Origin of the sequence: Pontibacterium sp. (genome assembly GCF_964228735.1) — a bacterium.
Lineage (GTDB): Bacteria > Pseudomonadota > Gammaproteobacteria > Pseudomonadales > Balneatricaceae > Pontibacterium.
In genome coordinates this window covers 1-10,747 of record NZ_CAXRBQ010000068.1, presented here as the reverse complement: position 1 = coordinate 10,747, position 10,747 = coordinate 1, and the positions used below count along the sequence as shown (strand labels likewise).

Here is a 10,747-nt window from a genome sequence, read left to right as displayed (position 1 = left end):
GTGCAGTGATATCGATGTTCTGTTCTGCAGCAACTGCGATGTCCTGCGGGCGGATCGCGCCCATTACCAATACAGGTACATCTTTAATCTCGCGACGCAGATTCAGCGCCTCGTCGAGAAAAGCTACTGCCAGCATATTTGCACCGGCATCCAGTGCTGCACGTGCTACTTCAACGTCGCCATGACCGTAAGCATTCGCTTTAACAACCGCATACAGGTTTTCGTAACCTGAGTGCTGTTTAATATTGCTAACGTTTTCAGCGATGCGATCCAGGTCTACTTCGACCCACGTATCGCGGAAAAAAGCGTCATGGTGTGACATGTAACAAACCTCTCTAGCAGCAAATGATGCGCGAACCGAACATTGTACTGACGACCAACATACAAACCAGAAAAAATGCTGCGTTTTGCCGTACGATTTCAGGATATATTTTCGTTAAAAAACACAAATCAGAACAAAATCCCGAAACAATAATTTCATATAGGGAAAGTCCCAGATACACGGCACAACACCACAGAATTTTCTGCGGAATTGCGTCTGAATAAGCACTATAAAAAAGCTACTGGATGACCACTAAGAACCAATGGGGAAAACGTCGTAGGGCCAATCTTTCACTGATTGTCGTTAACGGGCAATTTCTATACTAAAGATACTGCGGAATGGGACAAAACGCCCCCTTTCCACTCCGTTCCTTTAGACAGCCGTTGGGCGGGAAACACTCATCCGAGTGTTTGTTTCTTCATGTAATCCAATACGAACTGCAGGATCTCCTGCTCGTTATTGATATCCAGCTGCGGCAGGTTTGGTGCCGGGCTGATTGGCTCATCTGAAGCGATCGCAATGAAGCTGTCGTCGTCCGGGTGGATCAGCTCTTTTTCCAGCACAGTGCGATGTAGCTCAATCTTTGGAAACGGCTCACGCTTGAAGCCTTCGATCAGCACCAGATCCAGAGTGGAGTGATCCAGGCGACTCAGCATACGGGCCAGTGACGGGTAATCCCCCTGGTCTTCCTCAACCATCAACGCCCAGCGCACGTGGGATGCGACCAGCATTTGATCAGCACCTGCCTTACGCAACTCGTAGCTGTCTTTACCCGGCTTATCGACATCAAAGTTATGGTGAGCATGTTTGATGACGCCTACGCGAACGCCCTGCTCTTTTAACAGCGGGATCAGTTTACGCAGCAGCGTGGTTTTACCAGTACCGCTCCAGGCCACAAAACCGAGCAATGCAGGCATCTGCTGCAGCTCTGCCAGATCATCACGGCTGTTAACGTTTACAAAGGCATCTGGCTTGTCGGAGAAATCCACCGCGGTCATCACATGCTGTTCAAACCAGCGATCAACCTTACGCTCGCCGGTTTTCAGCGCGGCCTGGAGGCTGGGCAACAAGTCACGACGCATCAGCGCCACCACCGATTGCAGGCGGTTACCGTCATGGGCCACGGCTATTTCTGCATCCGCACTTTCGGCCTGATCCAGCATGCGCTGCACCAGATCATCCGGCAGATTCGGCGTATCACACGGAACAAACAGCACCCAATCGGTTGCGGCATGATGCAAACCGGTTGCCATCCCCATCAGCGGCCCCTGAAAATCACCTTCCAGGTCACTGACGATGGGCAACCCAAAGCTGCCGTAGGCATCCATACTGCGGTTGGCGTTGATCAGGCAGCGTCCGACCTGCGGTTTGATCTTATCCAGCACATGGCCAATCAGGGGTTTGCCATTGAGCTTCACCCAACCTTTGTCCTGCCCACCCATACGACGTGCCATGCCACCTGCCAGCACAACGGCACTGACCTTCTCGGCATACTGATTCAATTCGGACATCGGGCGTACTCCTGCTCAGCCGGATTTAAGAAGCGGATTAAGGTACCTGACCCTCACCGCAAGGAAAAGCCTTGATACTGTAAATATAACGCGAGTTCAGGAATTGCCATATTTACCTGAAGAATCAGTGTATTAACGACAATATAGAAGGTTAGTGCCAATTGCGGTGAATGGATGGGTACTGATCGGCTTAACAGTATGTTAAGCCGGGAATCTGATAACCCTGTAGCAGCGCGCTTTTATGCCCTTTAGGGTGCTGAGCGCGGCCAACAGATGCAACGAATTGTCGCGGTCGGAGACCGCTGCTACTAAAAATGATGGCACTTTAAAACTTGTTAACTCTTTCCAAGGGCCTCTTGTATTTCACGCTCCCAATACGGTTCATCACGATCGAAATACTCCGCTAAGAAATCGATAAAAGCTCTCACCCGCAAAGGCAGATAACGGGTTTTCGGATACACCACATACGCATTAAATTCCCGCCATTTATAGTCTTCCAGCAACATCACCAGTTCACCGGAGCAGATTGCCTCGTAGGTGACAAAGGTCGGCTGGTTGATAATACCGCTGCCCGCAACGGCCATATCTTTAAGAAAAGCACCGTTGTTAGCGTTGATGAGTGCGATGGGATCAACGGATCCGTTCTTACCGGACGGATCCGTATATTTCCATTGGGTATCGCTCGCTTCACTGTAGCGCAGACAATCCAGAGCAAGCAGATCCTGAGGTGTTTTCGGCAGCTCTCGGGTTTGAAAATAGTCCGGGCTTGCAACCACCGCATGACGGATACGGGTCAGCGGCTTGGCAACAAGGCTACTATCAGCCAGATCAGCTATCCGTAGCGCCAGATCATAGCCCCCATGCACAAGGTCTATCCGACTGTCAGAAAAGTTGATGTCCACTTTTACCGCGGGATGGCGCTTGATGAATTCGCGAATCGCCGGATTCAAGTGCATCAGCCCGAAGGTTAATGGCGATGCTATACGAATGCGCCCCTGAATCTCACCTTTCGACCCCGCTACGGTGGACTCGGCGATATCAACCGCGGACAAGATCTCTTTAACCTTATCCAGATATTCACGTCCCGAATCGGTCAAGCTCAGGCGTCTGGTTGTTCGCGCCAGCAGCTGCACACCCAGGCGAGCCTCAAGATCAGACAACCGTTTACTCACCACCGATTTCGTAAGACCCAGCTGATCTGCAGCGGCAGAGATCGAACCCGCTTCAACGATCCGAACAAAGGTTTCCATCTCTAATATTTTGTCAGCCATCAAACCACCATTGTTCTTTATTAACGAACAATATATTCGATGCCTCTTTGTTTTTCACCCAACCAACGGACAGTAATCTAAATACAACCCTTCATTAGGTTGGCAAAAAACAGGAGGAACCGGTTATGAAGAAATTACTTAGTCTCGCTTTGGTAAGCGTATCGTTATGGCTGCCCACACACAGTTTCGCAGAACAATCCAATACCGCAGGCGTTCTGGAGCTTGCCTACAGTGATGGCAGACCTGTCACTACCGGTGTGGAAGACGTTAATAAGGTATTGCGCACTGTTGGAGTGCGGGTGAGTACCCTGCCCCTACCCGAGGAAGCGAAGCCTATTCTGGAAGCATCAAAGTCGAGAGCGGTTACGCAGGAAGAGGCGGATGAGCTGATCTCCCACTTCTCCCTTCATCGTGGACAGCTGTTGGAGGAGATCCACAAGGCAGGCCGAAAACCGGAAGCACACCGAGGCGGTTATCTCTCTACATCTGAAGTCGGCGTAGCGCCATACCCAAAAGTGTATGACATGCGCGCTCTATCTCCTGAAGTTAAAGCCTTTCTTCAGAAGAAGTTCGGATTGCTGCACGTAAACAGCGCGGACAATGGTGTCGGTATCGATGAAGTAATGACAATTGTATCCGGCGGCCCGTGGACCTGGTTCTTCTCACTGCCAGACAATGTTGTCGGCAAGTTGACTCTGGGGCATGTGGGACTGGAAGGAAAAGCGTGGCGCATCAGCTATCCAGGCCTGGGACCACACGGCGGCTACCTGGATGCGGAATACGGTCTTGTTGTGGCCTATGCCCATGGACCGAAGAACTTTGTCATGCGCTATGAAGAGCCAAGTGTGGAAGGTGCAGAACTGTTGAATACCAACCCATGGATCGACTTTTCCGGTGAAACTCCAAAGCTGCTAGATTGATTCGCCTGAACGATGAACTAACCTGAGAAGGAACACGTTCCATTTCAAAGCCGCAGGAGTAGGCATCAACACATGGCTGATGCCTGCTCCTAACCCCTTACTTCAGCTTGAACAGCACCACCTTGTTATACGCAGTAACCATCAACAGATCCTGTTCTGGACCACCAATTTCAATGTTGCTCACGTGGCCTGCATCAATCGCAATAAAGTCGAGCTGACGTCCTTCTGCATTAAATACTCCCACACCACCAGGCCCTGCGATAAATACATTGCCGTCTTTATCCACCTCGACGCCATCTGCCATCGGCTCAGCCTCTTTTGGTGTCTTCACTTTGGCGAAGCGTTTCTTACCGCTGAGCCCCTGCTCCTCTACATTAAAGCGATACACCCAACCATCAGCGGTATTGGCAACATAGAGGACAGATTCGTCATTGGAGAAAGCTATACCGTTAGGCAGACCCAGTTCACCGGTCATCAACTTAAAATCGCCGTCCTTGTAACGGTATACACCTCTGACCGGTTGTTCCTCGTCCGCTTTTTGCGGACCATAGCCCTGAATACCAAACGGTGGATCGGTAAACCAAACACTGTCGTCACTTTTGATTGTCAGATCGTTCGGGCTGTTCAACGGCTTGCCGTTATAGGTGGCAGCAGCAATCACCTTATCCCCGCTTGGTGACAGGAACGACAGTTTACGGTCATGGCGTGCTGCCCACAGATTACCCTTGGCATCAATCGCCAGCCCGTTGGCATAACCAGAGTCACCATCAACGACCTTAAGTGTGCCATTCAAGCTGTAAGCGTAGGTTTTATTGTTTGGAATATCGCTAAACAGAAACCGTTTGTGATCAGCATCCCATACCGGACCTTCAACAAAACCAAAGCTATCGCCCACCAGCACTGGATCGTTTTCAACAAAAGAACCTGCCATCGCAGCGGCGGAGAAAACAGTTGCTGCAGCCACACACATTAGCTTTTTCATTCTTAATTACCTCACTCTCAACTTAGTTACCGGCGAACGCCTTAAATGTTTTGCCTGTTTCCACACCCAATACGGAGCGCACGTAAGACTTCGCCAGATCCTTGGCGTCGATGGCATGAAAACCGGGGAAATAGTCGCCGTAGGTAGCCAGGGATTCAGTCACTACTGTTGGGCTTACAACGTTTATACGGATGCCGCGTGGGAGTTCGTTAGCTACGGCGTTCACAAAATGCTGGATCGCACCGTTCAGCGTTGCCGCACTGACGCCGTACGCGATTGGGTGGTCGGCGATAATGCCGCTGGTCAATGTGATACTACCGCCATCACTCAGGTATTCCGCACCAATCTGGGTTAAGTTCACCTGCCCCATCAAGCGGCTGTTGATACCAACATCCCACTCCTCGCGAGACAGGTTTGCGAATGAGTTGAAAGCAACGTCGCCCGCGGCACACACAATAGCGTCCAGCTTTCCTACAGATGCGAGTGCTTCACGCATGGAATCCGGGTTGGTCAGATCTATTGCTACGTCACCAGAGCCTTTGCCCGCTTTGATCACGTCATGAGAAGCACACAATGCATCTACAACTTTGCTGCCGATTGTGCCCTTGGCACCTATTACGAGAATCTTCATGACTTCCTCTTCGTTGTGTTTACAAAATGAATGCTAATCAGTTGACTCGGGTGTAAAAACAACAGAAATTGAGATCACTGTTTACTTTACGGTGCTAATAAATGAATCTGACCTACCTTCAAACCTTTCTGGTTGTCGCCGATGAACACAGCTTTACCAGAGCCGCGGAGATTCTCGACGTATCAAAAGGCCTGGTGTCACGACATGTGCAGAAGCTGGAGGAATCGCTGAACGCCAAACTGTTTCTGCGCAGCACGCGGTCGATCAGCCTGACGGAGGTAGGTGAAGAGCTGTACACCAAAGCCAAACAGATTCAGCTGTTGGCGACGGAAGCGGAAGTGCGTGTGCGAGACATCACACAGGAGGTAAGTGGTGACCTGAAAGTAACGGCGCCCATTGAGTTTGGCCGGGCACTGTGCCGTCACGTGATCCCAACCTTTCAGCGAGCATATCCAAAGGTAAATTTAGTCTTCGATTTCGGCCCGGTTAAGAAAAAAATCGAGTCCGGCGATTTTGATGTGGCGTTTCGTGCCTATGATGAACTGCCCAACGATGTGGTTGCCAGAGACCTGGGGTATATCCGCAATGTCCTTGTTTGCAGTCCGGAGTTTAGTGCATCAAACACACTTACGACTCTTGAGGAGATTCATCAAAGCAACTTTATCCTTAACAGCCAAAACGAGCGCTGGAATCGGTTGGAGCTTGTCTGTGGGGAGCAGAACTTTGATATCGAAGTAACCGGAACTATCCGCTCAAACACCTACAACTCGATACTGGAATTAGCACTGCAGGGGATGGGGATCGCCAGCCTGCCCTATTACCAGGTGGAAGGCCTCATAGAGAGTGGAAAACTAGTCCACGTCCTGTCTGAATGGTCGGTCAAAACCCATAAATTGAGCCTTATCTACGCCCAACGGCGCGTAACGCCGCAAAAGCTTTCAACCTTCAACTTAGCAGTAAAACAGTGGTTGGAATCCGGCTCCCTGTATATGTTGTAGAGACACCACACTCATGAGAGTTGGAGGCTGGATCGAGCAAAGCAACACCCGGCTTAGCAACTATATGTACCAAGTCTCCACCGGAAGTCACCACGCTCGCCCATTACTCTCTTCAGGCCCGTACAGATATTCAAGAAACCTTAAAATTAGCCACCAGCACTCGCATCTGCTCAGACAGTCGTGCCAACTGAAGAGTCGCTTCAGAGGTTTGCTGCGAGCCCCCCGCTGTTTGCTGTGACAGGTCACTGATATAGGTAATGCTTTTGCTGATCTCTTCAGACACAGCGGATTGCTCTTCGGCGGCACTGGCTATCTGCGCATTCATATCGTTTATATCTTCAACCGCACCGGTGATCTGAGCAATCGCAGCGCCGGCTTTTCTGGCCATTTCGATATTATCCTGAGCTTTTTGCGCACTGGTCTCCATCGTTTTTGCAGCCTCACTGGCACCGATTTGGAGCTGATCGATAATATCCTCGATATCCGTTGTGGAGGCCTGCGTTTTCAACGCCAGCGTTCTCACTTCATCTGCCACAACGGCAAAACCACGACCGTGCTCTCCCGCCCTCGCCGCTTCAATTGCCGCATTTAGTGCCAACAAATTTGTTTGTTCAGACACACTGCGGATGATCTCCAGCACGGACCCAATATGCGTGCTCTGCTTTTCTAACGCCTGGATGGTATCCATGGAGCGAGCCACTTCATCCGCCATATTAACGATGGTATCGATCGTGTTTTCAGTGACCTGCTTAGCCAGCAGCGCTTCATTCGTCGCAGTCTGCGCCGCTGTGGATGCAACCGAGGCGCTATTCGCCACCTCTTGTACCGAAGCGCTCATCTCATTGGTTGCTGTCGCCACTTGCAGTGATTCACGCTGTTGCTGCTGTACATTTTCGTTGGTTTGCTGAGTGACGATCGATGTCTGCTCGGTCGTGGTTGCGATTTCGCTGCTGGCCGCGACAATTTTGCTAATCATGTCGTTCAGCGTCAGCGTCATCTTATGCATTGCGGCATATACACTTTCCTGCTGACCGCGATTTTCAAACTCCAGGGTTAGGTTTCCTGCCGCAATCTTTTCCGCGATCGACTTCATCTCCACCGGCTCACCACCTAATGGACGGGTAATGGAACGCGCGACAAGAACACCCACAACAACAATAGCAATCGCGACCAAGCCAATGACCACCGCCAGGATTATTTTCAGTTCACTAACAATGGCGAAGGCTTCCGCTTCATCGATTTCCGCCATCAATGCCCAGGTATTACCCTCAACAGCAACCGGCGTATAGGCTGACAACACCGGATTGCCGTTGTAGTCGGTAATGATTTTAATGCCGGTATCACCTTGCAAGGCATTCTGACTCGCCTCGGTGCTCACGCCATTACTGGCAATGCTTCCCGCAAACGATGCGGAAACAGAGTGCCCCTGAGGGTCGAGGAAGGAGTCAGAGCGCATGCGCATATCCGGCCCTACGAGATAGGATTCTCCTGTTTCCCCCATCCCCTCTCTAAGTTGCATAAAGCTGTTAATTTTGTCGATGGACAGCTGAAGCGCGACGATGACGACCAGCTCACCATCGCTGTATACCGGCTGAGCGATAAAGGATGCCGGTTCATTATTGGACGGTGCGTACGGCGAGAAATCTTGTAGAACGAAGCCTCGGGTTTGCTTGGCGTTTTTATATGCTTTCGCCAATCCGCTGTCACGATATGGACCACTAATCAGGTTAGTACCGTAGTCGGCCTCTTTCGCTTCCGTAAAAAAGACATCGCCTTTTTCATCAATCAGAAACAGATCGTAGTAACTGTACGCCTCGATGTATTTGCTGAAAAAGCTCTTTCCCTCTCCCGAGCGAGGTGTCGCCAGCAGCGCCTCGATAGTATTGAGATCAGGCTGACTGCTGTGCAGAGTGGCGATCGTTTCAACCAACATCGCCATATCCCCTTTCCGCTCTTCGAAATAGGACTCGATTTGAGTTTTCTTGATGCCTCTTACGGCCTGTAATTGGTTAAAGGCTTGATCACTCAAGCCTTGGTTTGCCTGGTAGAACGAGAAGATTCCGACGGCAAGGGTAGGGACAATACCGATAAGCAAAAACAACAGGGTTAGTTTGTGTACGAGCTTCATATCTGCGTTCCATTGCTAATTGAATCAAATAATCGCCACCGATACAGACGGCCTTAAGGCCCTGTACCAACTAGCGAACCGGCTAATTCTAAGAAGTCTGTTCCGCGATCAATGCAGCCCAATACACAACTACGTTTAGGCTTTAACTTTACTGCTCAAGTGCGCTAGATACCCTTTTGATCGATCAACCTGCCTGATAACCAAAATCGATTTAATCCAAAGAGCACTAATAAGAATCATTGAGATTCATGGCGGTAGGATGACAGAGAAACCGTCCATGGCCTGCAAGTGATTCCGAGCGTTTAATATGTATAGACGCGCTCAAGAATAAATTCAAAAATATTACAAAATTGTGTTTTTAGCTGATAAAGCAGTATCGAAAACGAATTTGTCTGATAATTCAGACGTTCCGATATGCACCGGCAGAGAGCACAGACAAGGTATTCTCAGCAGAGAATTGGGGTAATACACGCGGTTTCGGTTAGAAGAAAGACTTTAAAAACATCCCCGTATCAAAAACCTGGAGAAGACGAGAGATATAGGTTGGGATATCCCTGCCCAACCTACGGTGTGGAACTTTGGAGTGGTACGAAGCCTTACATCAATCCCAGCATTCTTGGAATAAACAGTGATAGTTCCGGCACAAAACTGGTTACCGCCATCACCGGCAGACCCACAAATGCCATCAGTTTGATCGCGGGCATCACTGCCTCATGAATACTGACTTTACCGATTCGACACGCCATATAGAGTATCGGCGCCACCGGTGGACTATTAGCACCGATCACAACAGAACACGCCACGATCGATGCATAATGGATCGGATCGACACCACTTGCGACCATCAACGGCATAAACAATGGCGCCACCACCACGGTTACCGATACGTCATCCATGATCATGCCGGTCACAATCAGAAAGACGTTTACGGCAATCAGGATCATGATCGGATCTTTGACCAGTTCGGTGATGGTTTCCGTCAGCTCCTGGGGGATACGTTCCGATGCCAAGATACGGCCGATCATAAAGCTGAACAGCAGGATCAGGATCACGGTGCCGGTGGTTTCGGCCGCCGCAATCACACTGCCCGCCAAGCGTCGAATGGTCAGGTTCCTGTAGATAAAGAAACCGATCAAGATCGCCATAAAGGCTGCAATCGCCGCGGCTTCTGTTGGCGTACATACACCGCCGTAGATACCGCCCAGAATGATCACCGGCAGTGACAGCGCGGGCAACGCACGCAGGGTTGCAGCGCCTCGTGATGGCAGGTCTTCCAGGCCATCTTTTGCACCCGCGGAGACTTCCTGAAACAAACGCCCCACGTTAAAGCGGTTCATCAGAATCAGGCCTGCAATCAGCAATAGCGCAGGACCGATCGAGGCCGCAAAACACGCTGCCACCGACTGCCGAGTCACCACCGCAAACAGAATCATGGTGATCGATGGCGGGATCAGAATCCCCAACAGTGACGAGATACCCAGCAACGCGGACGAGTAACCGCGCGGGTAACCCCGTTTCTCCAGCGGATCAATCATGATCGTACCAATCGATGCAACCGCGGCTGTCGCGGTACCGGCAATTGCACCAAAGATACCGGATGCCAACACCATGGATGCGCCCATACCGCCTTTGCGTTTACCCACCAGCACTTCGATAAAGTCGACCAGACGGTGGGCAATCCCCCCACTCTGCATCAGGTAACCGGTCAGTACAAACAGTGGCAACGCGATCAGGATTACCGAATCGATCGAGCGGTAGCCCTGCAACATCAGGGTGTTGAAGTTAGCGTCGTAGGCAAAGCTCAGATACGCCAAAACCCCGGCAAACGACCAGGCAACCGGCACACCCACGATCATCAGGAACAGCAGGATGCCAACAGCAATTAATCCTTCCATCAGAGAATCTCCTCACTTGGATCGTGCGGTTCTTCCGACAGCGGATAGGTCCCAATCACACACTGAACAAAATCACGCAGGGAATAGAG

General features: G+C 50.7%; 9 protein-coding genes. 2 read left to right on the top strand and 7 right to left on the bottom strand.

The window, feature by feature from the left end; genetic code table 11:
* From ACEQ15_RS07045 to ACEQ15_RS07035, 3 genes are all read right to left on the bottom strand, one after another.
* Window positions 1-322: alanine racemase (locus tag ACEQ15_RS07045; protein ID WP_370278425.1), on the bottom strand; the 322-nt coding region annotated here is incomplete at its 3' end.
* A 398-nt stretch (window positions 323-720) separates the two neighbouring features.
* Window positions 721-1,833: a molybdenum cofactor guanylyltransferase MobA gene (gene mobA / locus ACEQ15_RS07040; protein WP_370278424.1), complete on the bottom strand. Its 1,113-nt coding sequence runs from the start codon at window positions 1,831-1,833 to the stop codon at window positions 721-723.
* 335 nt (window positions 1,834-2,168) lie between these two features.
* Window positions 2,169-3,104, bottom strand: coding sequence for a LysR family transcriptional regulator (locus ACEQ15_RS07035; RefSeq protein WP_370278423.1), 936 nt, complete (start codon window positions 3,102-3,104; stop codon window positions 2,169-2,171).
* 125 nt (window positions 3,105-3,229) lie between these two features.
* Here ACEQ15_RS07035 and ACEQ15_RS07030 point away from each other — a divergent pair, with 125 nt between their 5' ends.
* Window positions 3,230-4,024 (top strand): hypothetical protein, encoded by a 795-nt coding sequence (locus ACEQ15_RS07030; RefSeq protein WP_370278422.1) that lies wholly within the window; start codon window positions 3,230-3,232, stop codon window positions 4,022-4,024.
* Window positions 4,025-4,121: 97 nt separating this feature from the next.
* On the opposite strand, the gene ACEQ15_RS07025 is transcribed toward ACEQ15_RS07030, so the two are convergent.
* Both ACEQ15_RS07025 and ACEQ15_RS07020 read right to left on the bottom strand, forming a co-directional pair.
* Window positions 4,122-5,006, bottom strand: coding sequence for an SMP-30/gluconolactonase/LRE family protein (locus tag ACEQ15_RS07025; protein WP_370278421.1), 885 nt, complete (start codon window positions 5,004-5,006; stop codon window positions 4,122-4,124).
* Between the two features lie 22 nt (window positions 5,007-5,028).
* The gene (locus ACEQ15_RS07020) at window positions 5,029-5,637 is read right to left on the bottom strand and encodes a short chain dehydrogenase (protein ID WP_370278420.1); all 609 of its coding nucleotides are present in this window, start codon (window positions 5,635-5,637) and stop codon (window positions 5,029-5,031) included.
* A 101-nt stretch (window positions 5,638-5,738) separates the two neighbouring features.
* Here ACEQ15_RS07020 and ACEQ15_RS07015 point away from each other — a divergent pair, with 101 nt between their 5' ends.
* Window positions 5,739-6,635 carry a LysR family transcriptional regulator gene (locus tag ACEQ15_RS07015; RefSeq protein ID WP_370278419.1) on the top strand — a complete coding sequence of 299 codons (897 nt, stop codon included), beginning with the start codon at window positions 5,739-5,741 and terminating at the stop codon, window positions 6,633-6,635.
* A gap of 130 nt (window positions 6,636-6,765) precedes the next feature.
* Here the strand turns inward: ACEQ15_RS07015 and ACEQ15_RS07010 are convergent, their stop codons facing one another.
* Window positions 6,766-8,763, bottom strand: a complete 1,998-nt coding sequence (locus ACEQ15_RS07010) for a methyl-accepting chemotaxis protein (protein WP_370278418.1) — start codon at window positions 8,761-8,763, stop codon at window positions 6,766-6,768.
* Window positions 8,764-9,359: 596 nt separating this feature from the next.
* A complete protein-coding gene (locus ACEQ15_RS07005) occupies window positions 9,360-10,658 on the bottom strand; it encodes a TRAP transporter large permease (protein ID WP_370278417.1) in 1,299 nt (432 codons plus the stop codon).
* Window positions 10,659-10,747: the final 89 nt, after the last annotated feature.

What these genes read in the sequence shown, in the direction of transcription:
- ACEQ15_RS07010 (WP_370278418.1), bottom strand. Translation starts at nt 8,763, where the DNA reads ATGAAGCTCGTACACAAACTAACCCTGTTGTTTTTGCTTATCGGTATT.
- ACEQ15_RS07005 (WP_370278417.1), bottom strand. Translation starts at nt 10,658, where the DNA reads ATGGAAGGATTAATTGCTGTTGGCATCCTGCTGTTCCTGATGATCGTG.
- ACEQ15_RS07025 (WP_370278421.1), bottom strand. Translation starts at nt 5,006, where the DNA reads ATGAAAAAGCTAATGTGTGTGGCTGCAGCAACTGTTTTCTCCGCCGCT.
- mobA (WP_370278424.1), bottom strand. Translation starts at nt 1,833, where the DNA reads ATGTCCGAATTGAATCAGTATGCCGAGAAGGTCAGTGCCGTTGTGCTG.
- ACEQ15_RS07020 (WP_370278420.1), bottom strand. Translation starts at nt 5,637, where the DNA reads ATGAAGATTCTCGTAATAGGTGCCAAGGGCACAATCGGCAGCAAAGTT.
- ACEQ15_RS07015 (WP_370278419.1), top strand. Translation starts at nt 5,739, where the DNA reads ATGAATCTGACCTACCTTCAAACCTTTCTGGTTGTCGCCGATGAACAC.
- ACEQ15_RS07030 (WP_370278422.1), top strand. Translation starts at nt 3,230, where the DNA reads ATGAAGAAATTACTTAGTCTCGCTTTGGTAAGCGTATCGTTATGGCTG.
- ACEQ15_RS07035 (WP_370278423.1), bottom strand. Translation starts at nt 3,104, where the DNA reads ATGGCTGACAAAATATTAGAGATGGAAACCTTTGTTCGGATCGTTGAA.